General features: G+C 65.9%; 22 protein-coding genes, 1 tRNA gene, 1 pseudogene and 2 riboswitches. Of the genes and pseudogenes, 10 read left to right on the top strand and 14 right to left on the bottom strand.

Annotated features, from left to right (window positions below; genetic code table 11):
- Positions 1-515: 515 nt before the first annotated feature.
- A pseudogene (locus tag AC24R4_RS17290) lies at positions 516-1,586 on the top strand (tyrosine-type recombinase/integrase); the annotation flags it as partial.
- A 48-nt stretch (positions 1,587-1,634) separates the two neighbouring features.
- On the opposite strand, the gene AC24R4_RS17285 reads toward AC24R4_RS17290, so the two are convergent.
- A tRNA-Arg gene (locus AC24R4_RS17285) sits at positions 1,635-1,710 on the bottom strand.
- A gap of 321 nt (positions 1,711-2,031) precedes the next feature.
- Between AC24R4_RS17285 and AC24R4_RS17280 the strand changes: the two genes are divergently transcribed.
- Complete coding sequence (locus tag AC24R4_RS17280; RefSeq protein WP_400392270.1) at positions 2,032-2,925, top strand: c-type cytochrome; 894 nt, start codon at positions 2,032-2,034, stop codon at positions 2,923-2,925.
- A 98-nt stretch (positions 2,926-3,023) separates the two neighbouring features.
- Here AC24R4_RS17280 and hemN read toward each other — a convergent pair whose 3' ends face one another.
- Positions 3,024-4,493: an oxygen-independent coproporphyrinogen III oxidase gene (gene hemN, locus AC24R4_RS17275; RefSeq protein ID WP_400392273.1), complete on the bottom strand. Its 1,470-nt coding sequence runs from the start codon at positions 4,491-4,493 to the stop codon at positions 3,024-3,026.
- A 244-nt stretch (positions 4,494-4,737) separates the two neighbouring features.
- Between hemN and AC24R4_RS17270 the strand changes: the two genes are divergently transcribed.
- On the top strand, positions 4,738-5,910 hold the full coding sequence (locus AC24R4_RS17270) for an ABC transporter substrate-binding protein (RefSeq protein ID WP_400392276.1): 1,173 nt from the start codon (positions 4,738-4,740) through the stop codon (positions 5,908-5,910).
- A gap of 21 nt (positions 5,911-5,931) precedes the next feature.
- On the opposite strand, the gene AC24R4_RS17265 is transcribed toward AC24R4_RS17270, so the two are convergent.
- The 3 genes from AC24R4_RS17265 to AC24R4_RS17255 form a co-directional block, all read right to left on the bottom strand.
- The gene (locus tag AC24R4_RS17265; RefSeq protein ID WP_400392279.1) at positions 5,932-7,230 is read right to left on the bottom strand and encodes an ATP-binding protein; all 1,299 of its coding nucleotides are present in this window, start codon (positions 7,228-7,230) and stop codon (positions 5,932-5,934) included.
- Positions 7,231-7,234: 4 nt separating this feature from the next.
- On the bottom strand, positions 7,235-7,966 hold the full coding sequence (locus AC24R4_RS17260) for a response regulator (RefSeq protein WP_400392282.1): 732 nt from the start codon (positions 7,964-7,966) through the stop codon (positions 7,235-7,237).
- A 324-nt stretch (positions 7,967-8,290) separates the two neighbouring features.
- On the bottom strand, positions 8,291-10,378 hold the full coding sequence (locus AC24R4_RS17255; RefSeq protein ID WP_400392285.1) for a UvrD-helicase domain-containing protein: 2,088 nt from the start codon (positions 10,376-10,378) through the stop codon (positions 8,291-8,293).
- Between the two features lie 281 nt (positions 10,379-10,659).
- Here AC24R4_RS17255 and AC24R4_RS17250 point away from each other — a divergent pair, with 281 nt between their 5' ends.
- From AC24R4_RS17250 to AC24R4_RS17220, 7 genes are all read left to right on the top strand, one after another.
- The gene (locus tag AC24R4_RS17250; protein WP_066736784.1) at positions 10,660-10,884 is read left to right on the top strand and encodes a YMGG-like glycine zipper-containing protein; all 225 of its coding nucleotides are present in this window, start codon (positions 10,660-10,662) and stop codon (positions 10,882-10,884) included.
- Between the two features lie 93 nt (positions 10,885-10,977).
- A riboswitch (glycine riboswitch) is annotated at positions 10,978-11,065 on the top strand.
- Positions 11,066-11,086: 21 nt separating this feature from the next.
- Positions 11,087-11,208: riboswitch (glycine riboswitch) on the top strand.
- Positions 11,209-11,297: 89 nt separating this feature from the next.
- Positions 11,298-12,425, top strand: a complete 1,128-nt coding sequence (gene gcvT, locus AC24R4_RS17245; protein ID WP_400392288.1) for a glycine cleavage system aminomethyltransferase GcvT — start codon at positions 11,298-11,300, stop codon at positions 12,423-12,425.
- Between the two features lie 112 nt (positions 12,426-12,537).
- Positions 12,538-12,918, top strand: a complete 381-nt coding sequence (gcvH, locus tag AC24R4_RS17240) for a glycine cleavage system protein GcvH (RefSeq protein WP_153946352.1) — start codon at positions 12,538-12,540, stop codon at positions 12,916-12,918.
- Between the two features lie 78 nt (positions 12,919-12,996).
- Positions 12,997-15,921, top strand: coding sequence for an aminomethyl-transferring glycine dehydrogenase (gene gcvP, locus AC24R4_RS17235; RefSeq protein WP_400392292.1), 2,925 nt, complete (start codon positions 12,997-12,999; stop codon positions 15,919-15,921).
- A 107-nt stretch (positions 15,922-16,028) separates the two neighbouring features.
- Positions 16,029-16,571 (top strand): DUF421 domain-containing protein, encoded by a 543-nt coding sequence (locus AC24R4_RS17230; RefSeq protein WP_400392294.1) that lies wholly within the window; start codon positions 16,029-16,031, stop codon positions 16,569-16,571.
- A 57-nt stretch (positions 16,572-16,628) separates the two neighbouring features.
- Complete coding sequence (locus AC24R4_RS17225) at positions 16,629-18,005, top strand: L-serine ammonia-lyase (protein WP_400392297.1); 1,377 nt, start codon at positions 16,629-16,631, stop codon at positions 18,003-18,005.
- 78 nt (positions 18,006-18,083) lie between these two features.
- Positions 18,084-18,830, top strand: a complete 747-nt coding sequence (locus AC24R4_RS17220) for an MBL fold metallo-hydrolase (RefSeq protein ID WP_487523965.1) — start codon at positions 18,084-18,086, stop codon at positions 18,828-18,830.
- A gap of 75 nt (positions 18,831-18,905) precedes the next feature.
- On the opposite strand, the gene AC24R4_RS17215 is transcribed toward AC24R4_RS17220, so the two are convergent.
- The 9 genes from AC24R4_RS17215 to AC24R4_RS17175 form a co-directional block, all read right to left on the bottom strand.
- Positions 18,906-20,021, bottom strand: coding sequence for a YbdK family carboxylate-amine ligase (locus tag AC24R4_RS17215; RefSeq protein ID WP_092602245.1), 1,116 nt, complete (start codon positions 20,019-20,021; stop codon positions 18,906-18,908).
- Complete coding sequence (locus AC24R4_RS17210) at positions 20,021-21,235, bottom strand: cation:proton antiporter (protein ID WP_153946349.1); 1,215 nt, start codon at positions 21,233-21,235, stop codon at positions 20,021-20,023. The genes AC24R4_RS17215 and AC24R4_RS17210 overlap by 1 nt, the downstream gene beginning before the upstream one ends.
- A 183-nt stretch (positions 21,236-21,418) precedes the next feature.
- Positions 21,419-23,386 carry a hypothetical protein gene (locus tag AC24R4_RS17205; protein ID WP_487523397.1) on the bottom strand — a complete coding sequence of 656 codons (1,968 nt, stop codon included), beginning with the start codon at positions 23,384-23,386 and terminating at the stop codon, positions 21,419-21,421.
- Between the two features lie 175 nt (positions 23,387-23,561).
- Positions 23,562-23,930 carry an OmpA family protein gene (locus tag AC24R4_RS17200; RefSeq protein ID WP_487523396.1) on the bottom strand — a complete coding sequence of 123 codons (369 nt, stop codon included), beginning with the start codon at positions 23,928-23,930 and terminating at the stop codon, positions 23,562-23,564.
- A gap of 125 nt (positions 23,931-24,055) precedes the next feature.
- On the bottom strand, positions 24,056-24,421 hold the full coding sequence (locus tag AC24R4_RS17195; RefSeq protein ID WP_487523395.1) for a hypothetical protein: 366 nt from the start codon (positions 24,419-24,421) through the stop codon (positions 24,056-24,058).
- Positions 24,405-24,584 (bottom strand): DUF6402 family protein, encoded by a 180-nt coding sequence (locus AC24R4_RS17190; RefSeq protein ID WP_487523394.1) that lies wholly within the window; start codon positions 24,582-24,584, stop codon positions 24,405-24,407. The genes AC24R4_RS17195 and AC24R4_RS17190 overlap by 17 nt, the downstream gene beginning before the upstream one ends.
- A 127-nt stretch (positions 24,585-24,711) precedes the next feature.
- Positions 24,712-25,077 carry a hypothetical protein gene (locus AC24R4_RS17185; protein WP_487523393.1) on the bottom strand — a complete coding sequence of 122 codons (366 nt, stop codon included), beginning with the start codon at positions 25,075-25,077 and terminating at the stop codon, positions 24,712-24,714.
- The gene (locus tag AC24R4_RS17180; RefSeq protein ID WP_487523392.1) at positions 25,061-25,921 is read right to left on the bottom strand and encodes a DUF6402 family protein; all 861 of its coding nucleotides are present in this window, start codon (positions 25,919-25,921) and stop codon (positions 25,061-25,063) included. Before AC24R4_RS17180 ends, AC24R4_RS17185 begins: the two co-directional genes overlap by 17 nt.
- A gap of 190 nt (positions 25,922-26,111) precedes the next feature.
- Entirely contained in the window at positions 26,112-26,531 is a 420-nt protein-coding gene (locus AC24R4_RS17175; RefSeq protein WP_487523391.1) for a hypothetical protein, read from the bottom strand.
- Between the last annotated feature and the right edge of the window lie 3 nt (positions 26,532-26,534).

Genomic DNA, 26,534 nt, shown 5'->3' with positions numbered 1-26,534 from the left:
CAATTCTGCAGATGCGCTCTATGACAATGACAAGGTTCACATGACCCTGGGGCAGTGGCTCATGGGGCTAGTCGTGAGCAAAGGGATGGACCCCAGCAAAGAGCAAGGCTGACTCAGATTCAACTGACCGGGGATACACCACTTCGGAAGCACGTAGTCGCATCGATATTCGGATCGCACCGTTTCCGTCGAATGCAATACCCGATGCGCCACCGTGCAGAGAACAGAGAGCGCGCGGCAGCCTACGGTCAGGCGGCGGCCACATTTGTCGCATTGCCATGCTTACGACAGTGAACATTGTGACGATGGAAGACAAAGTAATTGATCTCCAAGCCGCCGCACTATTTCTCGGCGCCCACCCCGAAAACCGTGCGGCTCAAGGCGAAGGCCGGGGAGCTTCCAGGCTGCAAAGTCGGCAAACGCTGGACGTTCTCGACCATTGCTCTGGAGAGTTACCTAGCTGGAGAATGGGTCCCGCGAGTTGCGCAAGGCGACTAGGCAGAGGGAGGGGAGCCATGTCGCTCTTCAAACGCAAAGGTGGCAACAACTGGTATTACAAGCTGCACCCCCGGGCGGCGGGCCTCCGGTACAAGGAAGCACTCGCACCGGCAACCAAAGGCAGGCACAGGAACTGCACGACCGCCTGAAGGTGCATCTGTGGAATCAGGCGAAGCTGGGGACGCGGCCCCGCTACACGTGGAACGACGCCGTGGTGCGCTACGTCGAGGACCGGGCCGGCCTGGCCAGTCTGGAAACCAGCAAGATTCACCTGCGCTGGCTCGACGCGCACCTGAGTGGCTTAGAGCTGGACCGGATCGACCGCGACCGCGTGGATGCAATTGCCCGGGCCAAACGGGCAGAGCGCCGCACGGTACGGACGCAGCAGGGCCTGAAGGAGCTGGAAGGCACTGTGAGCGCCGGCACCGTACGGCGCGTGATCGGCGTGCTAACGGCGGTGCTCAATGCCGCGGTGGAGTGCGGGTGGCTGGACAGCGCGCCCAAGCGCATGCGCACGAAGGTGGCCAGCAAGCGGATCCGCTGGCTGACTACCGCCGAAGCCGAGCGCCTGCTGGCCGAGCTGCCCGAGCATCTGGGTGACATGGCCCGCTTCAGCCTCGAAACGGGGCTGCGGCGGGCCAACGTGACCGGGCTGCAATCGTCACAGGTGGATCTGGCGCGGCGTGTGGCGTGGATCCATCCCGACCAGGCGAAGGCGCGCAAGGCCATCACCGTGCCGCTGTCGGACACGGCGGTGGCCGTGCTGCGCCGGCAGCTACAGAAGAAGCGCGAGGCCGAGCACGTCGCGGCGGTGTTCCTCTACCGGGGCAAACCGGTGCATCAGACGAGCACTGCCGCGTGGGGCAAGGCGCTGGACCGCGCCCGGATCCGGAACTTCCGCTGGCACGATCTGCGGCACACTTGGGCGAGCTGGCACGTGCAACGGGGCAACGCCGCTGCAGGTGCTCAAAGAGTTGGGCGGCTGGGAAACGATGGAGATGGTGCAGCGGTATGCGCACCTGTCGGCGGACCATCTGGCGCAGCGGGTGGCGCCGCTAACGGAGGTGCCAGCACCGAAGTTAGCTACAGTCGCCTTCGCGGCGGTGCTGGTAAAAGCGGGAAACACTTATGGAGATTGGCGCGCCCGGCTGGGATCGAACCAGCAACCCCTGCCTTCGGAGGGCAGTACTCTATCCATTGAGCTACGGGCGCGTTGTGAGCTGCGTTGACAACGGCGAGTGCCATCGTCGGAAAGTCGCATAGGATACCCGACTTGTCCGTGGCCGTCCATGCGGGATGCGCCGGGGGCCGCCGAACCCGGGTTTTCACAGGTCTCTGAGCCGTCGCTTTTGGCCCCCGTGGCCGAGTCTTGGGTCTATAATCGGCAGCTATTTGCGTCGTACCAGAGACGTAGCGGGGCTGGAGACGCCCCGGACGCGAAGACCGACAGATGCATCCCCGAAGACAGGGCCAGACAAGCAAGCCGCCCCCACGTGCTGTGCAATAGGTTTCCCGCAAAATCGAGAGTTCTGTATGAGTGACGTCCATCAAAACGACCACCACGAGTCGCCAATCAAGACCCCTAAGCAGCTTGTCGCTGTTGTGATCGCCGCCTTTCTGGTGCCGATCATCGTCATCATCCTGCTGGTCAATTTTGTCGGACATGGCACCCGCGAGGGCGCCGGCTCCACCCAGAGCGTGGAGGCGGTGAACACCCGTATCGCGCCGGTAGCGTCACTCGAAATCAAGGATCCCAATGCCCCGCGCGTCTTCAAGACGGGCGAGCAGGTCTACAAGGAAGTTTGCGCCGCGTGCCACGCCACGGGCGCGGCCGGTGCGCCGAAGTACGGCACGGCGGGTGACTGGACGGCCCGGATCGGCCAGGGCTTTGATGGCCTGCTGAAGTCGGTGCTGAACGGCAAGGGCGCGATGCCCGCCCGCGCCGGCACGTCGCCGGACGATCTCAGCGATTACGAACTGGCCCGCGCCGTGGTCTACATGGCCGATGCCGGCGGTGCCAAGTTCCCCGAGCCGGCTGCTCCGGCCCAGGGTGCCACCGCCCAGGCTGCGGCCTCGGCGCCCGAGGCGGCTGCGGCACCGGCCGCCGCAGCGCCCGCACCCGCGGCAGCCCCTGCTCCGGCAGCCGCAGCACCGGCTGCACCCGCCGCTGCCCCGGCTGCGGCGTCGGCCGACACGGGCAAGAAGGTCTACGAACAGGTTTGCGCCGCGTGCCACGCTGCCGGCGTGGCCGGTGCGCCGAAGTTCGGCGACAAGGCCGCCTGGGCTCCGCGCCTCAAGGAAGGCATGGACGTGGTTCACAACTACGCGCTCAAGGGCAAGGGTGTGATGCCGCCCAAGGGTGGCTACGCCGGTCCGGATGCGGACGTGATCGCCGCATCGGACTACATGGCCAACGCAGCCAAATAAGCGTCGCTTCAGACCAGGCCCGGCCCACCGGGCCCGCGCCCAGCAAAAAGCCCGCGAATCTGTCGCGGGCTTTTTCGTTTCTGGCGTGGCCGCTGTCGCTAGACCACGCGCGAATAGCGCACCAGCGGAATCGCCTGGGCATCGTTGGCGGCGCTGGGCGCCGGTTGCGGGCGGGCGGCGTCGTCGCGCAGGTAGCGGTCGAAGACCATGGCCACGCGGCGTACCAGCAGGCGTCCCAGTTCGGTAATGTCGATGCGGGCCGGCGTGCGGCGTACCAGGTGGTCCTCCGCCAGCCTGTCCAGGTCGGCCAGCTCGGCGGCGAAGGTGGTGGCAAAGTCGATGCCGTAGGTCTTTTCCACCTCGGCAATGTCCAGCGTGCCGTTGCACATCAGCGCGCCGATGATGGCCTTGCGCAGATGATCGTCGGCGGACATCTCGAAACCGCGCACCACCGGCAGGCGCCCGGCATCGATCGCGGCGTAGTAGTCGTCCGTGGTGCGGGCGTTCTGGACATAGTGCCCGGCCACGGCGCCGATGGCCGATACGCCAAGACCGATCTGGTCGTAGCCGGCGTGCGTGGCATAGCCCTGGAAATTGCGTTGCAGCCGGCCTTCGCGCTGGGCGATCGCCAGGTCGTCGTCGGGCAGCGCAAAGTGATCCATGCCGATATAGACGTAGCCGGCGGCGGTCAGCCGTTCGATCGTCGACACCAGGATGTCGAGCTTCTCGGCCGCCGGCGGCAGTGTTGCGGCATCGATACGGCGTTGCGGCTTGAACACATGCGGCAGGTGGGCGTAGCTGTACACCGACAGCCGGTTGGGCCGCAGCGCCAGCACCTTTTCGATGGTCTTGCCAAAGCGCGCCGTGGTCTGGTGCGGCAGGCCGTAGATCAGGTCCACGCTGACCGACTGGAATCCCAGGCGCCGCGCCGCCTCCACCACGGCGCGCGTGTCTTCATACGACTGCACCCGGTGCACGGCTTCCTGCACCTCTTGGTCGAAATCCTGCACGCCCAGGCTGATGCGGTTGAAGCCGAGTTCGGCCAGCAGGTCCATGCGTTCGTCGGTGACGCGGCGCGGATCGATCTCGATCGAATGTTCGCCCTCCGGCAGCAGCACGAAATGTGTGTGCAGCGCCGCCATGACCCGGCGCATTTCATCGGGGTCGAGGAAGGTCGGCGTGCCGCCGCCCCAGTGCGACTGCATCACGGCGCGTCGCTCGCCCAGGCGCCCGGCGACCATCGCCATTTCGCGCGACAGGTAGTCGACATACTGCGCGCTGCGGCTGTGATCCTTGGTGATGATCTTGTTGCAGCCGCAGTAGTAGCAGATGTTTTCGCAGAACGGGATATGGAGATACAGCGACAGCGGGGCCGGCGAATCGGCGCGGCACGCCTGCAGCGCAGTCTGGTAGCCGGCGTCGCCCACGTCATGGTGGAAGCGGTCGGCGGTGGGATAGGAGGTATAGCGGGGGCCGTTGCCGTCGATACGGCCGGCCAGGCTGCGGAAATCGGCAAGCGCGCGGCGGTCGAAAGCCGTGCCGGCGGCGTCTGGAATGGGGGCGGACATGCGGAAACTCGATTTGTGGGCGGAATGACAATCGATGCTATGCCTCGCACGGTGCAACAACCTTGATGCGCATCAAGATCATGGCGCCCCTACACCTGCCAGCCCCGCCAACGGGGGGCCTCATGTCGGGCAAAAGTCACGGAAGCGTCATGAAGGGCCGATAGTCTCGGGCCCGGCTCGCCGAGTACCAAGTCCAGCCGCACTCGCTTCCGCCGTACATCCTGTCCATCCGACTCTCAATGCCATGCGCCCAGCCTTGCCGCAGTCGCCCCCCGCGTGTCCGCCCGCTTCGACGGGCCGCCGCCGCGCCTTGCAGAGACTCGGCGCCCTGACGTCCGCCGCCGTGCTGCCCGCGATGGCGCAGCCGGCTGGCCAGGTCCTGCGCCGCCAGCTCGTAGTGGGCCACCTGGTGGACCGCGTGGGGCCGCAGGCCGATCAGGCGCGCGATTATCTGGCCGGCGCCAAGGTGATGTTTGATGCCTTCAATGCGTCGCCGGCCGGCAATGGCGGGCTGCGCATCGTGCACGTGGTGCGCGATGCGGACGCCTCGAACCCGCGCGCCGCCGTCGCACAGGCCGTGGCGCTGGCCGACAACGAACGTGCCGAGGTGCTGTTCGGGCCTGGCGACAGCCTGCTGCCCACGCTGGCCGGCTCGGCCGACCTGACGCGGCGCGGGGTGCAGATCGTCGCGCCGCTGTCGGGGCTGGCGCTGAGCGCCGACAACGTATGGTTCACGCGCGCCGACTATCAGGCCGAACTCGACGCCGCCGTGCATCAGCTGCGCAGCTACGGGCTGACCGGCATCGCATTGGCGGTGTCGCCCGACTTCGCGGCCGGCACGCTCGGCGTCGGCACCCCGTGGCTGGCGCGCCTGGAAAAGGACATCTCGACGCGCGCCGTGGCGCTGATTGGCAATGTCGACGACAGCGCACGGCGCATTGCCGCGGCCCGGCCGGGCGCAGTGATCGTCGCGGGCGACACGCTGGCCTATGGCAGCCTGGGCCGCGCACTGGCGGCGCAAAACTGGTACGGGTTTCTGGTCGGCCTTTCGGCGGTCAGTCCGTCGGCGGCGCGCGAGATCCTGGGCGCCGGCTACGCGGGCGGCATGGTCGTGACGCAGATAGCACCGGGGCCGCAGGAATCGACGCTGCGCGTCGTCAAGGAGCACGTGGCCCGCATGAAGCAGTACCTGGACGAGCCGCCCTCGCCTGCCACGCTGGCCGGCTATATCGGTGCGGCCTGGCTGGTGCGCGCGGCTGCCGGCATGAAGGCGTCGGGCCCGGCGGAATTGCGGCGCGCGCTGCAGGCCCGCATCGACGTCGGGGACTTCACGCTCGACTTCACGCGGGGCCTGCGTGGGTCGCAGTACGTGCAGCTGGCGGCGATCGGCAAGAGCGGCCTGCCGCAGCGCGCCTGAGCGTGGGCTGGCTCGCTTCGATCAGGCGCGCGGCAGTGTGATGCTGACGCGCAGCCCGCCCTCCGCCCGGTTGGTCAGCTTCAGTTCGCCACCGTGGCGCGCCACGATATCGGCGGCGATCGACAGGCCCATGCCCACGCCGCCGGTGGCGCGGCTGCGCGAGGACTCCAGCCGATAGAACGGCTCCAGCACGCGCTGCAGTTCGGCCGGCGGAATGCCGGGCCCGTTGTCGCAGACGTCGATCGAGACGCGCTCGGGGGTGTCGGTGAGGATGATGTGCGCGGCGCCGCCATAGCGGTGGGCGTTTTCCACCAGATTCACCACGGCGCGCCGCAGTTCGGCCGGATAGGCCAGCAGCGGCGCCGCTTCGCCAGACAGGCGCACGTCCTGCCCGATTTCCTGGGCGTCGTCGACCACCGCCTGCAGCAGCGCCACCATGTCCACCCGCTGGCGCGGGCCGGTGCCGTCGTCGCGTTCGCGCAGGTAATACAGTGTGGCGTCGATCAGGCCATTCATCTCGGCCAGATCCTGCCGCAGGCGATAGCGCACGTCGTTGTCCTCGATGCGTTCGATACGCAGGCTCATGCGCGTCAGCGGCGTGCGCAGGTCATGCGACACCGCCGCCAGGAAGCGCGACTGCTGCGCCAGCTGGGTGCGGATGCGCTGCTGCATCAGGTTCAGCGCGTGCGTGGCGTCGCGCGCTTCGGCGGGGCCGGTGTCTTCGTCCAGCGGCGGGGCATGGACGTCCTGCGCCAGACGGTTGGCGCCGCTGGCCAGTTGCTGCACCGGCCGCGCCAGCAGGCGGGCACCCACCCACGAAGCGATCAGGATGGCCGCCAGCTGGAAGATCAGGCCCAGGTGCGGCGGCCAGATGCCACGGATATGAAATCCCTTCGGCGGCCCGGGGGGACGGTCGAATGGCCGGCGTTCGCCGAACGCTTCGGGGCGCAGCGGCGGGCCATCGAAATCGAACGGTTCATTGCCGCGCATGCCGGCCGGCGCGCCAGGCGGCCGGTCGGGCATGAACACCCCTTCGAGCGGATGCGCGGGCGTGCCGCTGGGCACCAGCTGGCCCGCCGCCTCGGCGTCGGACGCGGCGCGGCGCATGCGCTCCATGTAGCGTTCCGAACCCGGGCGCGGAAACACGCTCTCGATCACGGTCACGCCCAGCACATGCACGGCCAGCATGATGGCGGTCATCACGAAGAACAACCGCATGAACATCGAGTTGAACCGGCGGCGTCTGGCCGGCCCGGGGGCGCGCGGTTCGGCCCGTATCGCCGAAGCACCGCCGGTGGTCGGCGGAATCGCAGCAGCCATGCCTTCAGTGCTCCACGTTGCCGGTGAACACGTACCCTTCGCCACGCACGGTGCGGATCAGCGACGAGTCGCGCGGGTCGTCGCGCAGTTTCTGGCGCAGCCGCGATACCAGCAGGTCGATGCTGCGGTCGAAGACGTCCAGGTCGCGGCCGCGCGCATTGTTGATCAGCATCTCGCGGTCGAGCACGCGGTTCGGATTCTCGATGAACGTCAGCAGCAGGCGGAATTCGGCGTTGGACAGCGGCACCACGGTGTCTTCCGCATCGACCAGCTGGCGCAGCGTGGCATTCAGGCGCCAGCAGCCGAAGCGCATCTCGTGCCCGCCCGGGGCAGGCGTCGGGCGGCGTACGTCGCCACGGCTGCGGCGCAGCACCGTGTGGATCCGCGCCACCAGCTCGCGCATCTCGAACGGCTTGGTCACGTAGTCGTCGGCCCCCACTTCCAGGCCCACCACGCGGTCGGCCAGTTCGGCACGCGCGGTCAGCATGATCACGGGCAGGTTGCTCTGCTCGCGGATCTCGCGGCACAGCGTCAGGCCGTTTTCGCCCGGCAGCGACAGGTCCAGGATCACCAGGTCGTAGTCCTGCCGGCCCATCGCCGTGCGCATCGCCGCGCCGCCTTCCGCGCCCTCGGCCTCCATGCCGAACGTGGCCAGGTATTCGGCCAGCATGGCGCGGATCTGGGGGTCGTCATCGACGATCAGCAGACGAATGGGCAGGTTGGGCGACAGGTCCATGGGGGAAAAGTGAGGAATACGCGGGACATCCGATCGGCCAATGTACCAGCCGGCAGATAACAGGCGATGCCCGCTTTGTATCAATTTTGATACGTGCCGCGCACGGCACCTGGGGCGCAGCACGAACGCCCGGGAGAAAAATACGCCCCCGGTGCTGCCGCATCCGGGAGCGTTCAACAGGGAAGAAGCCGGGCTCGCATGCGCCCAGCCACACCGCAGCCGAAGGGCGGGCGCGGTGCGTCGCAGGAACGTCCGAGGGACGTTTCCACGCGCCGCCAATCGTAGTGAGCCCGACCCCGGCCGTCTTGTCGGCCTTGTATCAAGTCAGGCCGCGACGGGCTTGTTCAGCAGCGCCTTCAGGCCGGCGAGCCGGTCCTTCGGACTCATCGCCGGCGTGGTGTCCTGCGGTGCTGGCGCTTCCTCCAGCTTCATCTCGGCGATAAAGCGCGACGGCTCGACCGAATAGGTTTCGCGCGCCCGCTTGCGCTTCTTGCACCAGCTGATCTGCAGGGTGCGCTGCGCGCGCGTGATGCCCACATACATCAGCCGGCGCTCTTCCTCGATCTTCTCGTCGTCCAGGTCTTCGTCCTCGCGCGTGTGGGGCAGGATGCCCTCTTCCACGCCCACCAGGAACACGTGCGGATATTCCAGGCCTTTCGACGCGTGCAGGGTCGACAGCCGCACCGCGTCGGGATCTTCGTCGCGGCCTTCGAGCATGCTCATCAGCGCCACGGTCTGGGTCAGTTCGAGCAGATTCTTGCCTTCGTCGCCGAAGCCGTCGGCCGTGTCGGCGCCCGTGGCCTCGCCGTCGCCTTCGGCCTCCGGACGCGTGCCCTTGCGCTTGAGCCAGTCCAGGAATTCCAGCGTATTGGTCCAGCGCGACTGCGCCTGCCGTTCGTCGAAGGTGTCGTACAGATAGGCCTCGTAGTGGATACCTTCCATCAGGTCGTCCAGCACCACGGTGGCCGGGTCGCTGGCCGCGCGCTCGGCCAGGCGCACCATCGATTCGCAGAACGTGCGCAGCGGCTCCAGCTGGCGCGGCTGCAGCCTGGCCTCGATGCCGCCCATCATCGCCGCCTCGAACAGCGACACCTTGGCCTGCCCCGCAAACGTGCCCAGCACCTCGAGCGTGGTGTTGCCCACCCCACGGCGCGGCGTGGTAATGGCGCGAATGAACGCGGGGTCATCGTCCGGATTGGCAATCAGGCGCAGGTAGGCGCAGATGTCCTTGATCTCGGCCTTGTCGAAGAAGCTCTGGCCGCCCGACAGCACGTACGGAATGCGCTCGCGCCGCAGGATCTGCTCGAACAGGCGCGCCTGGTGGTTGCCGCGATACAGGATGGCGTAATCGCGAAACTGCGCGCGGCGCTCGAACTTGTGCGCGGACAGGCGGAACACCACCGACTCGGCCTCGTGCTCCTCGTCGTTCATCGGATGGACGGCGATCGGATCGCCCATGCCGTGTTCCGACCACAGCTTCTTGTCGAACAGCTTCGGATTGTTGGCGATGACCGCGTTGGCCGCTTCGAGGATGCGCACGGTCGAGCGGTAGTTCTGCTCCAGCTTGACCACCTTCAGGTCCGGAAAATCGGTCTGCAGCAGCCGCAGGTTGTCCAGCGTGGCGCCACGCCAGCCGTAGATGGCCTGGTCATCGTCGCCCACCGCCGTGAACGCCGGCGCGCGCAGGTGCGAGCCGCCGGCCAGCAGCTTCAGCAGCTGGTACTGGCACGCGTTGGTGTCCTGGTATTCGTCGACCAGGAAATAGCGCAGCCGGTTCTGCCACTTCAAGCGCACGGCCTCGTCGCGCGCGAACAGTTCGGCGGGCAGGCGGATCAGGTCGTCGAAGTCCACCGCCTGGTACGCGTTCAGCGTGGCCACGTAGTTGCGATAGACCATCGCGGCCTGGTGCTCGTCGGCATTGGCCGCCTGCGCAAGCGCGGTCTCGGGATCGACCATGCCGTTCTTCCACAGCGAGATGGTGCCTTGCACGCTGCGGATCAGCTTCTTGTCGGTGGTGCTCAGCTGCTCCTGGACCAGCCCGAAGCAGTCGTCCGAATCCATGATCGAGAATTGTGGCTTCAACCCGACATGCTCCGCCTCCATGCGCAAGATTTGCACGCCCAGCGAGTGAAACGTACAAACCGTCAGCTGCTTGAGTGGAATGCGCTTCCCTTCGCGCGTGGTCTTGCCTTCCATCAGCTTGGCAATGCGCTCCTGCATCTCTTTCGCCGCCTTGTTCGTGAACGTGACGGCGGCAATGTGACGCGGCTCGAACCCCTTGTCCTCGATCAGGTGGGCGATTTTCTGCGTGATCACGCGGGTCTTGCCTGATCCGGCGCCCGCCAGCACAAGGCAGGGGCCGTCGAGGTAGCGCACCGCTTCGGATTGCGCGGCATTGAGTCCGAGAGTCATGAGGTTGGGGAACGTGGCAGGCGGAATGGCGCATGGCGCACCTGGGGGTGGCGCGCCGAAGGCGTCGATGTTAACACGCGCCGCAGGCGCGCACGGGCGTGTCGGGCGGCGTCCGACAAGAGGCGTTTCAGGCTGGTAACAATCGTAAAGCGGCGGATCCCGGGGCATGGAGCTTGCCTCTTATCTCACAGGACCGCACGGGTCTTGCGCGTGGCGCGACCGGTCCGGGACATATCAACAAATCGGAAACGATGATCTCGATGACAACAAAGGAGCCAATCATGAAGACGCTTCGCACCCTTTCGAAAGTTGCCCTGATCGGCGTGACGCTGGTGGGCTTTGCGGGCTGCGCGGACATGACCCCGAAGCAGCGTAATACCGCCATTGGCGCGGGCGCCGGTGCGCTCGGCGGTGCCGTCCTGACCGACGGCAGCGCGCTGGGTACGCTGGGCGGCGCGGCCGTGGGCGGCGTGGTCGGTAATGTCGTGACGAAGGACCGTCGCTAACCGACCCGCGGGCGATTCCAATCCCGGGGGCGGGACCGCCGGCCGGCGTCGGGCGTAGGTTTGACAAAGGCTGACCGGTCCCGTACATTCTCGCGCATCCGGCCGGGAGAGCGCGCATCGATTGCGCCGCCGAAGGGGAACCACCCGCAAACTCTCAGGCACCATGGACCGACCGGATCGGCATGCAACATGCACACGATGCATGCCGCACTCTGGAGAGCGACATCCGCCACTGCCCTGATGCCGTGGTGAGCATGTCCACCGAAGGGGCGCACGAAGTTCCGGCTTCGTAATCTCTCAGGTATCGAGGACAGAGGGGTCATCCGCCGCAGCGGATTGGATGCACATTGGTGCGCCCGATCGTTGCGGCGGATGACCCTTTTTTCGTTTTCGAACCGCCCCCGAGGATATCCATGACGCTCCAGGCCACGCCCCTCAACGCTATCCACCGCGCCCTCGGCGCCCGCATGGTCGACTTTGGCGGCTGGGACATGCCGGTCAACTACGGTTCGCAGATCGAGGAACACAATGCCGTGCGTGCCGATGCCGGCATGTTCGACGTGTCGCACATGTGCGTGGTCGACCTGCACGGGGCCGGCACGCGGGCCTTCCTGCGCGGCCTGCTGGCCAACAACGTCGACAAGCTGCAGACGCCGGGCAAGGCGCTGTATTCGTGCATGCTCGACGAAAAAGGCGGCGTCATCGACGACCTGATCGTCTACTTCTTTGCCGAGGACCACTTCCGCCTGGTGGTGAACGCCAGCACGGCGCTTGGCGACATCGAATGGATCCAGTCGCGCAATGCCGCCACCGGCAGCGGCGTGACGATCACACCGCGCCGCGGCGACGTGGCACCGGCCGGCACCGGCAAGCTGGCCATCGTGGCCGTGCAGGGCCCCAACGCCCGCGCCAAGGTCTACCAGGCCTTCCCCTCCACCCAGCCGGCCGATGCGCTGAAGCCGTTCAACGCGCTGGTCGTGCAAGACCCGGAAATGGGCGAACTGATGGTCGCCCGCACCGGATACACGGGCGAAGACGGCTTCGAGCTCGTGGTACCGGCCGAGAACGTCGCCGGCATCTGGGAAAAGCTGATCGCCGCGGGCGTACGTCCGGCCGGCCTGGGCGCGCGCGACACGCTGCGCCTGGAAGCCGGCATGAACCTGTACGGCCAGGACATGGATATCCATACTTCGCCGCTGGACGCCGGCCTGGCCTGGACGGTCGACCTGCAGAGCGAGCGCGACTTCATCGGCAAGCAGGCCCTGGTGGCGGGCGGCCAGAAGCAGACGTTCGCGGGCCTGATCCTGCGCGACAAGGGCGGCGTGCTGCGTGCGCACCAGAAGGTCATCACGGCGGCCGGCACCGGCGAAATCACCAGCGGCACGTTCAGCCCGAGCCTGCAGCAGTCGATCGCGTTCGCCCGCCTGCCGAAGGGCGTGGCGCCGGGCACCGACGTCCAGGTCGAGATTCGTGACCGCAAACTGACCGCGACTGTGGTTAAACTGCCGTTTGTGCGTAATGGCAAGGCACTCGTGAGCTGAGGCATCGCCCGGCTTCACATCAAACGGTCGCCCTTCCGCCCGTCCGCTCGAGCCCAACCTGCTGCGGACCGGGTGAATGAAACAAGAAACAAACTGTATCCCGGAGAACCTCATGAACTTCCCCGCTGACCTGAAGTACACCGAGTCGCACGAATGGGTGCGCGTCGAAGCCGACGGCACGCTGACGATCGGCATTACCGACCACGCACAGGACGCCCTGGGCGACATCGTCTTCCTGGAACTGCCCGAAGTGGGCAAGTCGGTGGGTGCCGGCGACGCCCTGGCCGTGGTGGAGTCCGTGAAGGCAGCTTCCGACATCTACGCCCCGGTGGCTGGCGAAGTGATCGCCGTCAACGACGCCGCTTCGGCAGCGCCCGAGTCGGTCAACGCCAACGCCTTCGACGCCTGGCTGTTCAAGCTGAAGCCGGCCAACGCCGACGACGTGAACGGCCTGATGAACGTCGACGCCTACAAGGCCAGCGTCGGCGCCTGATCGCGCTGACTGTTTGATGCCGCGCGCGGCGGACAGGCCGACCACCTGCCCGCCGCCCGCTCCCCGAGATTCCTTGCCATGAACGCCCCGCTTCCCATGAATGCCGCCGCCCAAGGTACACGGCCCACGCTGGCCGAACTGGAGGCGCGCGACGCCTTCGCCGCCCGCCACATCGGCCCCGACAGCGCCGAACAGCAACACATGCTCAAGGTGCTTGGCTTCGACAGCCGCGCCGCGCTGATCGACGCCGTGGTGCCCGCCGCCATCCGCCGCCGCGACGGCATGTCGCTGGGCGAGTTCACCGCCCCGCTGACCGAAGAAGCCGCGCTGGCCCGCCTGCGCGGCCTGGCCGGCAAGAACCGCGTCCTGAAGAGCTTCATCGGACAGGGCTACTACAACACGCTCACGCCGGGCGTGGTGCTGCGCAACATTTTCGAAAACCCGGCCTGGTACACCGCCTACACCCCGTACCAGCCGGAAATCTCGCAGGGCCGCCTGGAGGCGATGCTGAACTTCCAGCAGATGATCACGGACCTGACCGGCCTGGACATCGCCAATGCGTCGATGCTCGACGAAGGCACGGCCGCTGCCGAGGCCATGACGCTGCTGCAGCGCGTCCACAAGCATGCGTCGAACACGTTCTACGTGGCCGACGATGTGCTGCCGCAAACGCTGGAAGTGATCCGCACGCGCGCGCTGCCGCTGGGCATCGAGGTGAAGGTCGGCCCGGCTGCGGACGCCGCGCAGTCCCACGCCTTCGGCGTGCTGCTGCAGTATCCGGGCGTGAATGGCGATGTGGCCGACTACCGCGCCATTGCCGACGCCGTGCATGCGGCCGGTGGCCGGGTGGTGGCCGCCGCCGACCTGCTGGCGCTGACGCTGATCGCCGCGCCGGGCGAATGGGGCGCCGACGTGGCCGTGGGCAACTCGCAGCGATTTGGCGTGCCGCTCGGCTTTGGCGGTCCGCACGCGGGCTACATGGCCGTCAAGGATGAATTCAAGCGATCGATGCCGGGCCGCCTGGTCGGCGTCACGATCGACGCGCAGGGCAACAAGGCTTACCGCCTGGCGCTGCAGACGCGCGAGCAGCATATCCGCCGCGAGAAGGCCACCTCGAACATCTGCACCGCGCAGGTGCTGCTGGCCGTGATGGCGTCGATGTATGCGGTCTACCATGGCCCGCAGGGCCTGAAGCGCATCGCGCAACGCGTGCATCGCCTGACCGCCACGCTGGCCGCCGGCCTGAAGGCGCTGGGCCTGCCCCCGGTCAACGAGACGTTCTTCGACACGCTGACGCTGGAAACCGGCTTCAACACCGAGGCGTTCCACGCCACGGCCACGCAGCGCGGCATCAACCTGCGCCACGCCGGCGCGTCGCGCATCGGCATCTCGCTGGACGAAACCGCGTCGCGCGACGACGTGGTCACGCTGTGGGAGATCTTCGCGCACGGCAAGCCGGTGCCCGACTTCGACAAGATCGAGGCATCGGTCGGCGACGGCTTCCCGGGCAACGTGGCGCGCCAGAGCGCCTACCTGACGCATCCGGTGTTCAACACGCACCATGCCGAACACGAGATGCTGCGCTACCTGCGCTCGCTGGCCGACAAGGACCTGGCGCTGGACCGCACGATGATTCCGCTGGGCTCCTGCACGATGAAGCTCAACGCCACCAGCGAGATGATTCCGGTGACGTGGCCCGAGTTCAGCAACATCCACCCATTTGCCCCGCTGGACCAGACGGTGGGCTATCGCGAGATGATCGACCAGCTGGAGGCCATGCTCTGCGCCGCCACCGGCTACGCCGCGGTCAGCCTGCAGCCGAACGCCGGCTCGCAGGGCGAATACGCCGGCCTGCTGATCATCCACGCGTACCACGCCAGCCGTGGCGAGAGCCATCGCGACATCTGCCTGATCCCGTCGTCGGCCCACGGCACCAACCCCGCGTCGGCGCAGATGGCCGGCATGAAGGTCGTGGTGGTGGCCTGCGACGACAACGGCAACGTCGACCTCGACGATCTGGCGAAGAAGGCCGAGCAGCACAGCAGGAACCTGGCCGCGATCATGATCACGTACCCGTCCACGCACGGCGTGTTCGAGCAGGGCGTGCAGCAGATCTGCGACATCGTGCACAAGCACGGCGGCCAGGTCTATGTCGATGGCGCCAACATGAACGCGATGGTCGGCGTGGCCGCGCCGGGCCAGTTCGGCGGCGACGTGTCGCACCTGAACCTGCACAAGACGTTCTGCATTCCGCACGGCGGCGGCGGCCCGGGCGTCGGTCCGGTAGCCGTGGGGGCGCATCTGGCCGACTTCCTGCCCAACCAGGACAGCGTCGGCTACCGTCGCGACGACAACGGCATCGGCGGCATCTCGGCCGCGCCGTTCGGCTCGGCCAGCATCCTGCCGATCTCGTGGATGTATATCGCGATGATGGGCTCGGCCGGCCTGACCGCCGCCACCGAGAACGCAATCCTGACCGCCAACTACGTGGCGCGCCGCCTGTCGCCGCACTTCCCGGTGCTGTACACGGGCCAGCATGGCCTGGTGGCGCACGAGTGCATCCTCGACCTGCGCCCCCTGCAGAAGACCACCGGCATCACCAACGAGGACGTGGCCAAGCGCCTGATGGACTACGGCTTCCACGCCCCGACCATGAGCTTCCCGGTGCCGGGCACGCTGATGATCGAGCCGACCGAGAGCGAATCGCTGCACGAACTCGACCGCTTCATCGACGCGATGATCGCCATCCGCGGCGAGATCGCGCGGGTGGAAGACGGCAGCTTCGACCGCGAGGACAACCCGCTCAAGCACGCCCCGCACACCGCGGCCGTGGTGGTCGGCAACGAGTGGACGCACAAGTACACGCGCGAGGAAGCGGCCTACCCGCTGGCATCGCTGCGCACGCAGAAGTACTGGCCGCCGGTTGGCCGTGCCGACAACGTGTATGGCGATCGCAACCTGTTCTGCTCGTGCGTGCCGATGAGCGAGTACGCCGAAGAGTGAGCGCCAGCCCGTCAGGCGGCGTCCGATACACGCGGATGCCGCCGACGGACTATGCTCAGGGAGCGGGCGCCGGTATCCGGCGCCGTCCTTGAGCGGAGGCCTCATTCATGTGGAATCTCAGCGCGCCCTGGTGGGAATTCGTCCTGCGCGGCCTGATCGTCTATGGCGCCATTCTGTTGCTGATGCGCATTTCGGGCCGGCGGCAGATCGGCCAGCTCACGCCGTTCGATCTTGTCCTGCTGCTGATCATCTCGAACGCGGTTCAGAACGCGATGAATGCCGGCGACAACTCGGTGCTGGCGGGGCTGATCCTGGCGGGCACGTTGTTTGGGACCGATGCGCTGCTCGGGTATGTCACGTGGCGTAGCCGTCCGCTCGAAATGCTGGTCGACGGCCGTCCGCAGATCGTGATCCACCAGGGCGAGGTCTACGAGGAAGTCATGCGCCGCGAACGCATCAGCACGCACGAATTGCACAAGGTGTTGCGCCGCAACGGCTGCGCCCGCGTGGAAGACGTGCATTTCGCGATTCTGGAAACCGACGGCTCCATCAGCGTGAAGATGAAGGAGCCGCCGCCGGCTTCCGGTCCCGCCGAACCCGGCGCACTATGGCGTCATCCGGCCCATTCCGATCAGGACAAGCCGGCCTAGCGGCCTTACGGCAAACGGTCCCACAAACCGCGCCGGCAACCAATCTGGAGTTCAGCCGTGGCAGTCAGCGTCTTCGATCTGTTCAAGGTGGGCATCGGCCCGTCGAGCTCCCACACCGTGGGCCCGATGCGGGCGGCCCTGATGTTTGCGCATGGCCTGGAACGCGACGGCCTGCTGCCTCGGGTGGCCAGCGTGCGCGCGGAGCTTTACGGATCGCTCGGCGCCACGGGCAAGGGGCACGGCACCGACAAGGGCGTGATCCTGGGATTGATGGGCGAATCGCCCGACACGGTCGATCCGGAGGCGATCGACGCCAAGCTGGCGGCGCTGCGCGCCAGCAAGCAGCTGTCGCTGCTGGGCCGGCACACCGTGCCGTTCGTGGAACGCGAGCACATCGTGTTCTATCGGCGCGAAGCCATGGCCGAGCATCCCAATGGCATGAAGTTCCACGCCTATGATGCCGATGGCGCATCGCTGCGCGAGGCCCGCTACCTGTCGGTGGGCGGCGGCTTCGTCGTCACCGCCGGCGCGCCCAATACGCAGGTCCTGGCCGCCGGCAAGCAGTTGCCGCACCCGTTTCGCACGGGACGCGCGATGCTCGACATGGCCCATGCCAGCGGCAAGTCGATTGCCCGGCTCATGCTCGAGAACGAACTGACATGGCGGCCGGAGAACGAGGTGACGGGCGGACTGCTGCATATCTGGGATGTCATGCAGCAGTGCGTGGCGCGCGGTTGCCGCACGGACGGCGAACTGCCCGGCCCGTTCAAGGTCAAGCGCCGGGCACCGGAGCTCTATCGGCACCTGACGTTGCGCGCCGAGCGCACGCTGTCCGACCCGCTGTCGGTCATGGACTGGGTCAACCTCTACGCCATCGCCGTCAACGAGGAAAACGCCGCCGGGGGTCGCGTGGTCACGGCGCCGACGAACGGCGCGGCCGGCATCATCCCCGCCGTGCTGCATTACTACGACCGTTTCGTGCCTGGCGCCAACACCCAGGGTGTGGTCGACTTCCTGCTGACAGCCGGGGCCATCGGTCTGCTCTACAAGCTCAACGCGTCGATCTCGGGCGCCGAGGTGGGCTGCCAGGGCGAAGTCGGCGTGGCCTGTTCGATGGCGGCCGGGGCGCTGGCCGCCGTGCTCGGTGGCACGCCGGAGCAGGTGGAGAACGCGGCCGAGATCGGCATGGAGCACAACCTGGGCCTGACCTGCGATCCGGTCGGCGGCCTGGTGCAGATTCCGTGCATCGAGCGCAACGCCATGGCATCGGTCAAGGCCGTCAACGCGGCGCGCATGGCCCTGCGCGGCGACGGCACGCATTATGTGTCGCTGGACTCGGTCATCAAGACCATGCGCGAAACCGGGGCCGACATGAAGACCAAATACAAGGAAACCGCGCGCGGTGGCCTGGCGGTGAATATTGTCGAGTGCTGACGCACGTGGCATCCGTTGGCCGGCGCTGGCCGGCGACGTATCATGGAAGCACTTCCGGTTTGCCACAACAATACCGCCATGCAGACCTTTCACCAGTTGTTCGACGAGGCTTCGTCCACGTTCACTTACCTGCTCATCGACGCCGACACGCGCGAGGCCGTGCTGATCGACCCCGTCGATCGCCAGTCCACACGCGATCTCGCGCTGCTGGAGCAGACCGGCGCCAAACTGGCCTGGGTCGTGGAGACCCACGCGCACGCCGATCACATCACGTCAGCCGGCCATCTTGCCCAGTTGACGGGCGCCAGCACCGCCGCGCCGTCGGGCTGCGACATCAAGCCCGCGCTGAAACAACTGATCGATGGGGATACGATTCCGTTCGGCCGCCAGGTGCTGCGCGCAATCCACACGCCCGGCCACACCGCCGGCAGCATGAGCTATCTCTGGGAGGAGCCGTCGCCCGAAGGCATGACGCGGCGGATCTTCACCGGCGACGCGTTGCTGATCGACGGCTGCGGTCGTACCGACTTCCAGTCGGGCGACGCCGGCACGCTGTTCGACAGCCTGACGCAGAAGCTTTTCCGCCTGCCCGACGACACCCGCGTCTACCCCGCGCACGACTACAAGGGCCGGACCGAATCAACGATCGGCCACGAGCGCGCCACCAACAGCCGGGTAGCCGGCCGCACGCGCGACGAGTTCATCATGATGATGCGCAACCTGAACCTGCCGCGGCCCAAGCTGATCGACGTCGCCGTCCCGGCCAACAAGCAGCTCGGGCTGGCCAGCGGCCGCGACGGGGACAGCGTGCCGCACGGCATCTAGCGCGCCGGGGAGGCTTGCTGCGGGCTGGTCCAGGATCGGCCCAGCCCTGGCCCCGGCCTCAGCCCGGGCAATGCGTCAGGATTCCCACAATTCGCAGGTACGGCGCACCGTGTCACGCAGGCTGTGCGCCTCGTCGTTCACCGTGCGCACCAGGCGTGCGTCGTTGTCGCGCGCCGCCGCCTGGGCGCGGATATTGGCCAGCGCCTGGAGCGACCCCAGCGCCTCGGCGTGAGGCTCCAGCGCGTCGCAGATCGACAGGATATGGTCCGCGATCGGCATCCGGGTCAGTTCGTTCGGATGCACGTATTCGCCTTCCAGCCCGAAGCGGCACGCCTGGAAGCGATTGAAGGTGTACACCAGGTAGTCGTCTTCCTGCGGCATGAATGGGCGCGACAACAGCAGGTAGCGCGCCAGTGCCTGGATATAGGCCGCGATGTCGCAGGCGCGCTGAACGGTCAGCGGGGTATCCATCACGCGCACCTCGATCGTGCCGAACTCCGGCTTGGGACGGATATCCCAATAGAAGTCCTTCATGCTTTCGATCACGCCGGTGGCGCGCATCTTGTTGAAGTACGCCTCGAAGCCGTCCCACGTCAGCACATGCGGGGCGCGGCCGCTCATCGGGAACGCCGCGACCGAATTCAGGCGCGCCGATGCAAACCCCGTATCCACCCCCTGCACGTAAGGCGACGAAGCGGCCAGCGCGATAAAGTGCGGCACGTATCGCCCGATGGCATGGAGCAGGAACAGCGACTCATCGGGGGTCGGGCACCCGATGTGCACGTGCTGGCCAAACACGGTGAACTGCTTGGCCAGATAGCCATAAAGTTCGGAAATGTACTGGTAACGCGGCGAATTCGAGATCGTGCGTTCCGACCAGACCTGAAACGGATGCGTGCCGCCGCCGCAGATGCCAAGGTTCAGCCCGCGCGACGCATTGACCATCAGGTCGCGCATCACGGTCAGTTCCTCCAGCGCCTGCGCATAGTCATGGCAGATGCCGGTGCTGATCTCGATCATCGACGGGCTGATTTCCGGCTTGATGTCGCCGGCATGCTGCGCGCCTTTCAGTGCGCGCAGCAGATCCGGAGCGAACGGCGCCAGGTCATAGTCGTGCCGGTTGACGAGCTGCAGTTCCAGCTCGACGCCGAAGGTCAACGCCTCGGAATGCTTGAACGGTTCGAGCGACATCAGCGCCCTCCTCCATGGTCACGCGTCTCGCCGGCGAAGCGCAGCGCCCATGCCGCGATGATCGGCGCAAGCAGCTGCTCGATCGCGAGCGCGCACAGGATGATCGATGCGAGCGGCGCCCCGGTGCCAGGGTACAGGCGGGCAACGTCGCTCATCAAAAGATAAGCCAGGCCGGACATCGGCGCCAGCGCAAGCCCCAGTGCCGCGCACTGGCGCAGGCTCAGGCCCGAGAACGATCCCAGCGATACCACGCCGGCCAGCTTGGCGACGTGACGGAAGAACACCAGCGCCACGGCCAGCGACCCGCCCACCACCCAGTCCCTGGCGGTCAGCGGCAGGCCCAGCGACACCACCATCACGATGATCAGCAGGCTGCCCGCGCTGCCAAAGTGCGTAGGCCACACATGTGGCTGGCGGTCCTGGTGCTTGAATACCACCCCGGCCAGCATCAGCGTCAGCGGCATCGACAGCTTCAGCACCCGCGTCAGCGCCAGCGTGAACAGCACCAGTCCCACCAGGACCAGGAAGCTGTAGTGATCGTCGGCCGACATGCGCGCGTAGATCGCATGCCCGAACTTGCCCACCACCCACGCCAGCAGGCACGAGCCCACCAGCAGGTACAGCGGATGCAGCAGCGCCGCGCCCAGGTTGCCGTATTCGGAATGGAGCCAGCCCGTGGCCACCTGCACGATGGCCGCGGCGTAGATGGAATTGAGCGCCGACATCGCCATCAGGCGTTCGGTGACCTGCCCATCGGCACGCAGCTCGTTCTTGAGCTGGAGCACGATGGTGGGCGACGTGCTGACCGCGATACCGCCGGCCAGGATGGCCACGCCCGGCGAAGCCCCCATCCACTGCAGCACCGTGGACACCAGCCCCCAGGTCAGCAGGCTTTCCGCGGCGCTGGTGATCAGCAGCCAGGGATTGGCGCGCAGCCAGGACAGCGACAGCCGGTGGCCGAGTTCGAACAGCGCCAGGGCCAGCGCCATGTCGATCAGCACCCGGGTCTGCGCGATCATGTTGTCATCGACAATGCTGCGGCCGAGCATGCCGGCGAACAGCCCGATCACCGCGTAACCGACGATACGCGGACAGCCCAGCCAGCGGCGGCAGACTTCCCCGGCCAGGCCCGCTCCAACCAGCGCAAGGCCCACCCAGAACAGTCCGCCCGGCGCCAGCGGCAGCGAGGGGAAAAGTTGGCTCAATCCGTTCATGCGCGACATGGTAACGGAAGGACACGTCAGTAAATGTAAGTGCTTGTCCGACACTTTCCAGAACATGCCAGCAACTTACGGCTTCTGCACAGAAAAAGCGCCATCTTCTTCGATAGCGCTTTTGTAGCTCTTGCAAAATCAGAATCGTCTCTGGTGCGATGGGTCACATTTTCCGACCCGACATCAAACGCCCCAGAGTTTCCATTTTGGCCGTGTGGCCTTCAGTGCCGTTTCCACCTTGGCGAACAAGCCACGGGTGGGGCCCTTTTCGGCATCGAGACAGCGTGCGCGCTCGAACCATCCCAACGCCGTTTCGCGCTGTCCCATGCCCAGCGCGGCCTGTACTGCGGCTAGCCAGGTCTGTGCGTCCCAGTCGTCGCGCGCGGCAAAGGCGAGCTGGAAGTCGGTCAACGCCTCGGGGTGGCGCTCCAGATCCACCAGCAGCCGGGCGCGCTGCACGCGCGCCAGCGCCTGCTGCCGTGCGTCGCCCTCGCCCAGTTGCACGGCCTGTTCGAGCAACGGCATGGCGCGCGCGTTGTCGCCGAGGTCGCGCCAGATCTGGCCGAAACGGCCCGATACCCAGGCATCCTCTATCAGCAGCGAGCGCCGTTGCAGGGCTTCGAGTTCGGCAATGGCATCCGCCTTGTCGTGCTCGTCCATCGACGCCATGCCGGTCTGCAGCAGCGCGCCGTAATGGGCACGCGCGTGGGCCATCGCGTGGGCGCCCTCGGTGCGCGCCTCCACGGGCAAGGCATCGAGCCGGGCATCCATATGCGCCAGCGCGGCGCTGGCCGATTCGGTGGCTTCGCGCCCGCCGATCGCCGCCCAGGCCGCCACCAGACGGCTGAAGGCCCAGCTCACGCCGGCCGGATTGCGCTCCACCGGATAGCGGTTCAGCACCTCGCCGGCCATATCCACGACCTGCTGGTGCTGGCCCGCCGCCGCGTAGGCGTCGAGCAGGTCGATCCAGTGGTCGATGAAATCGCTGGCCGCCACGCCCTTGCGGTGCAACGCGACCTTCTCGTCCAGATGCGCCGCATCGGCCGGCAGCGTACGGCCCAGCAGGCGGCACAGCAGCGAATAGAGATGGGGGTCGGCATTGCCGCCGTGACCCTGGACATCGCCCTCGCCAGTCTCGAAATACCTCTCGAAGCACGACAGGCCCTTGCGGCACATGGCCTCCAGCGTCGGCTTGAGCGCCGCCTGCGAAGCGGGGACTTCATCGAGGAAACTGCCCAGCGCGGTCGCCGCATGGAAATACAGCGCGCCATCGTCGGCATCCGCCGTCACGGCGAACCCGGTCCACGCGGGCTGCGCCGGGGCGTTGGCGCCGGCGGTCACATTGGCCTGGTGACGCCACGTCAGCGCACGGACCTGCGCGAGCGGGTCGGGCCGCTGGCGCAGATAGGTCTCCAGATCGTCGAGCGCCGCGGCGGGTTCGGAACCCAGCCGCAGCGGCGCCCGCAGGCGCCGTGCCTCGGGATGATCGGGCTGTTCGGCCAGCACGCGCTCGGCCTGGGCCGCAGCCAGCGCATCGCCTTGTGCAGGCGTCAGGTCGAGCAGTTCCGGGGAATCGAGCGCGATGCGCCCCAGGCAGATGCGCAGCAGCGGTTCGCCCAGCAGCTCGGCGGCATCGCTGCGCGCCACGTAATCCTGGACCAGCGGCAGGATGTCGCTGGCGCCCAGATCGGGGGCCCGGTACAGCAGGTCGTGCCAGTACCGCCCGGCCAGCGCGAAGTCGTGCAGCCGGAACGCGACAAAGCCCGCATAGAAGTGCGCGGCCCATTCGCCGGTGGCCAGCCCATTGCGGCGCGCCGCCTCGTGCAGCCATGGCTGCGCCTCGGTGTCGCGCCCATCGCGCATCAGCAAGGTGCCATACATATGGACCAGCGCCCCGCGCGACGCCCAGCGGTGCATCGGCGCCAGCGCCAGCTCCGGCAGGCGTGCCATGGCTTCGTCCAGCGCAGCCAGCGCCGCGGCCACGTCGCCACGGTCGGACTGGATCTGCGCCCGCAACGCGGCGTAATCCACCACCTCGGGGTGCGCCGCCCACAGCTGGTCGGCAACCTGCAACGCCTCGTCATGGCGCCCGGCATTGGCCAGCGCGATCGCGTGCTCGTAACGGACATCCTGCACGGTCCGCTCCTTCATCAGAATTCGGCAAAGGCGGAATTATGCGCCATTGCCGTGGCACGCTTGGGAGAGAACAGGGGCGGAAAGGGGTCTGATTTGGGTTGACGGGGGTGGGAAGTGGGTCTGCGGAGCGCGGGATCGTCGGATCGAAGGGCCGGAATGCCGTGGCTTGCGTCGGTGCACCAGCGAGTCCTCATTGACAGCAATCGTTGGGGCAGGCGGGAAGCAGGGACACCTCAACTCGCTTGCCATTGCTGACGTCGCCTGTTCGATATACGGCTGCCGATGTTTCCATCGGGATGCTGTTGAACCGGAGCTCGACAAGCAATCGTTCGACTTCCGCGGCCCTTCGGCTGGCAAGCGCGCGCGGGGCAGACTCGACTTCTTCCGCATAGCCGTCCAGGTAGATCGCCTGCTGATTCGGATAGTTTTTGCGTTGCTCCAGCGCCCAATCCGTTAATCTGCGAAATTCGACCGCCGATATTTCGGCCGAGTCGAACGCAAAATAGATATCGACGTTCCGGCTTGGCACGCACGCAAACGCGATCTGGGTTGACAGCATCCCAACGAGCCAAGCCAAGTAGCATTTAACGCTCATAGATGACATACCCGGTAATGCTGTCCGCGTTTTGCGTTGGTAAAACAAGCGCTTAGTTATCACTCGTGACTTACCGCACAGTCGCGCGTTCAATAACAGCGCCGAGCAAGATCACCGTTTCCAGCAGCCGTTGGCAACGGCAAGACGGCCCCGTCCACCCCCCCGACAATTACAGCATCATCATCCCAAAACGGGCCGCCTGCGGGGTGAAGACTCCCATCCCAGCGATGTATCAGATTGCCGTATTTGTCGAATATAAGGATCCATCCGGTCTCAAAATCGGGCTCCGAGATGACGGCCGACGTCAAAGTTTGCCTACGCACCAGGAAGTACTCGCCGTTCGGGCTCCAGCAGTTGCCGCCAAGCGGAATGCCCTGCCGACTGTTGTAGGCGACAACGCTTGCGCCAAGCAGTAAAGCCGCCAACAGCCAGCTGCGCTTACGCCAGAGGGACATGATCAATATGCGGCTCGATCCAGAGAATGTCTGAAAAGACATAGAAATCCCCACCCTCGTTTCTCGCTTGCTGCCAACGCCGAAAATCGACATTGCGCAGGGGCACAAAGCCAGGGAATCGCGCGGCTCTAAAAGGGACGGGTGCGCTGACATAAGCAGCCATTTCTGCTTTCGCAGGTAGCGCGCCGGATCGGCCGAGCCGGCCTTGATCATGGCGGTCATCATCGCGGCGGCACCGTCATAGCACTCGCGTCCACCAGGCTTGGCATGGCCGAGCCCCAAGCGTGGCATCAAAAACAGACGCCTTTCAGGCGGCTGTCACCAGCATCCGTCGGCAACTCCAGCATGGCCTCGGGCTTGTTCATGATCAGGATTTTCTTGCCGAGCCACCATGGTCCGCCCAGCTTGCTGAGCGGACCATCGTAGCGGTGGTAAAGACGCCCATGCTTGTCATAGACGAAAATCCAGCCCTCTTCCCTGTCCCTGGAAAAAAAGACCTTCGATAACCAGCTCTCTCGCATTTCCATGAAATACTCGTGATTCGGGCTCCAGCATTTTTCGCCGTGGGGAATGCCCAGGCGACCAACGCCGAAAACCAGAAGGGGCACCGTCACCAGAAGCAGCACGGGCCAGCTGCGCCTAATCCAGCGGTACATGCTCGATTGTCGAATCGATCCAGTGCACGTCGGAGAAGACGAAAAAGTCTCCTCCCTCGTCTCGCGCTTTTTGCCATCGACGGAAATCGGCATTTCGCACCGGCACGAATTTGCCGTAGGTCAGTGCCCGCAATGGAACTGGCATCCCTACGTACGCGGCGATCTCGGCCTTCGACAAGCACCGATCACGACTCCATATGCCCAGGCCGAATGTGTTGTCCATGTGCCAGTCCGCAGCAAAGTCATATGTGTCGCGGCAGTAAATGCCGATCCGTTCTATCTCAAATGCGTCGCGCCCGGACAAGGGCAATCGCGTGGTGGATCCCCTGACGCAGATTTTGAGCACACCCTTGTTGATCGCTCCAAAAAGGTCATCGAACGTATCGACGTAGGACCCGAATTCCTGAATATTTACTTGGCTCAGACTGTCTGCGGTACTCGCTTTTTCAAATCCGTAACCAAGGCTCGTGCATTTCCCGGGCTTCCAGCCAGCTTCCTCAAGCCGCTTTCGAAGCAACGCCCGACCGTTAAGCGAAGCCCAGTTCTGAACGAGTTGCTCGGCCGCAGACCGCACCGATGGATATCGAAGCAACCAGTTCATTTTCACCAGGTTTTCCTCAAGTCGACTGGGTGGCACACCGGCAAAATCATCCCTTACCCTCTCTCCAGCCTCCATCACCCAAGCCGGCTTCGTTGCAAACCATCTGCGCATCAATGCGGCAGACACCCGCCAGCCCATCTTGTCCATGGCGCCGGGTATCTCGTCGAGATACATCTGGTCAACCTTCACAACCGTGCCTTGACGGTTGTCTTTCGGGCTGAGATTGGACGTAGCGATGCTCATGATCGAATCCCCATTTCCGTTTGCGCGACCCATGAGAGGGTGATTTGCGCAGCAGGCTAGCGACGCCCGTACCCGGAGCACAATCGCCGTACCCTTGAAACGGGTTGCGCCCCGCCCCAAAACAAAAAACGCCACCACGGGCCAGGCCCGGGTGGCGTCCTGCTACTGGGCGGCCATCGGCTAGCGCGGGCTACAGTGGCTCACAGGGGTTGGGAAAGGTTGCCCGATACATGCAAAAACACATCTTCGCGGCGCCGTTCGGTCCTGCTGCGGCATAGAGGGACAGCCGGGTAGATTCGCCAATCCATAAGGCATCGTCTTTCCACGTCGGCCTGTTGTAAGTGAGGAAATCCCCATGCCAGTGATATAGCCAGCGCCCCTTCTGGTCGAACACCAAAATCCATCCAAAGCCCGTGCCGGGCGAATACAGTGCCGACGACAGCAGGCTTTCCACCTGTATCAAATAGTATTGACGATTGGGACTCCAGCATCGCTCGCCAAACAGGAGGCTGTAGGAGAAATTGGCGGCCATGAGAAGGAATGGGATGAGTGGAAGGAAATACCACCATTCCCGTTGTAAAGTCCGGCGCAGCGAACGTTTGGCGGTCATAGG

It is taken from the genome of Cupriavidus sp. CER-90, from assembly GCF_057652055.1.
Note: the sequence above shows the minus strand (reverse complement) of the source record. Positions and strands in the feature narration are given on the sequence as shown.

What these genes read in the sequence shown, in the direction of transcription:
- AC24R4_RS17280 (WP_400392270.1), top strand. Translation starts at nt 2,032, where the DNA reads ATGAGTGACGTCCATCAAAACGACCACCACGAGTCGCCAATCAAGACC.
- hemN (WP_400392273.1), bottom strand. Translation starts at nt 4,493, where the DNA reads ATGTCCGCCCCCATTCCAGACGCCGCCGGCACGGCTTTCGACCGCCGC.
- AC24R4_RS17270 (WP_400392276.1), top strand. Translation starts at nt 4,738, where the DNA reads ATGCGCCCAGCCTTGCCGCAGTCGCCCCCCGCGTGTCCGCCCGCTTCG.
- AC24R4_RS17265 (WP_400392279.1), bottom strand. Translation starts at nt 7,230, where the DNA reads ATGGCTGCTGCGATTCCGCCGACCACCGGCGGTGCTTCGGCGATACGG.
- AC24R4_RS17260 (WP_400392282.1), bottom strand. Translation starts at nt 7,966, where the DNA reads ATGGACCTGTCGCCCAACCTGCCCATTCGTCTGCTGATCGTCGATGAC.
- AC24R4_RS17255 (WP_400392285.1), bottom strand. Translation starts at nt 10,378, where the DNA reads ATGACTCTCGGACTCAATGCCGCGCAATCCGAAGCGGTGCGCTACCTC.
- AC24R4_RS17250 (WP_066736784.1), top strand. Translation starts at nt 10,660, where the DNA reads ATGAAGACGCTTCGCACCCTTTCGAAAGTTGCCCTGATCGGCGTGACG.
- gcvT (WP_400392288.1), top strand. Translation starts at nt 11,298, where the DNA reads ATGACGCTCCAGGCCACGCCCCTCAACGCTATCCACCGCGCCCTCGGC.
- gcvH (WP_153946352.1), top strand. Translation starts at nt 12,538, where the DNA reads ATGAACTTCCCCGCTGACCTGAAGTACACCGAGTCGCACGAATGGGTG.
- gcvP (WP_400392292.1), top strand. Translation starts at nt 12,997, where the DNA reads ATGAACGCCCCGCTTCCCATGAATGCCGCCGCCCAAGGTACACGGCCC.
- AC24R4_RS17230 (WP_400392294.1), top strand. Translation starts at nt 16,029, where the DNA reads ATGTGGAATCTCAGCGCGCCCTGGTGGGAATTCGTCCTGCGCGGCCTG.
- AC24R4_RS17220 (WP_487523965.1), top strand. Translation starts at nt 18,084, where the DNA reads ATGCAGACCTTTCACCAGTTGTTCGACGAGGCTTCGTCCACGTTCACT.
- AC24R4_RS17215 (WP_092602245.1), bottom strand. Translation starts at nt 20,021, where the DNA reads ATGTCGCTCGAACCGTTCAAGCATTCCGAGGCGTTGACCTTCGGCGTC.
- AC24R4_RS17210 (WP_153946349.1), bottom strand. Translation starts at nt 21,235, where the DNA reads ATGAACGGATTGAGCCAACTTTTCCCCTCGCTGCCGCTGGCGCCGGGC.
- AC24R4_RS17205 (WP_487523397.1), bottom strand. Translation starts at nt 23,386, where the DNA reads ATGAAGGAGCGGACCGTGCAGGATGTCCGTTACGAGCACGCGATCGCG.
- AC24R4_RS17200 (WP_487523396.1), bottom strand. Translation starts at nt 23,930, where the DNA reads ATGCTGTCAACCCAGATCGCGTTTGCGTGCGTGCCAAGCCGGAACGTC.
- AC24R4_RS17195 (WP_487523395.1), bottom strand. Translation starts at nt 24,421, where the DNA reads ATGTCCCTCTGGCGTAAGCGCAGCTGGCTGTTGGCGGCTTTACTGCTT.
- AC24R4_RS17190 (WP_487523394.1), bottom strand. Translation starts at nt 24,584, where the DNA reads ATGGCTGCTTATGTCAGCGCACCCGTCCCTTTTAGAGCCGCGCGATTC.
- AC24R4_RS17185 (WP_487523393.1), bottom strand. Translation starts at nt 25,077, where the DNA reads ATGTACCGCTGGATTAGGCGCAGCTGGCCCGTGCTGCTTCTGGTGACG.
- AC24R4_RS17180 (WP_487523392.1), bottom strand. Translation starts at nt 25,921, where the DNA reads ATGAGCATCGCTACGTCCAATCTCAGCCCGAAAGACAACCGTCAAGGC.
- AC24R4_RS17175 (WP_487523391.1), bottom strand. Translation starts at nt 26,531, where the DNA reads ATGACCGCCAAACGTTCGCTGCGCCGGACTTTACAACGGGAATGGTGG.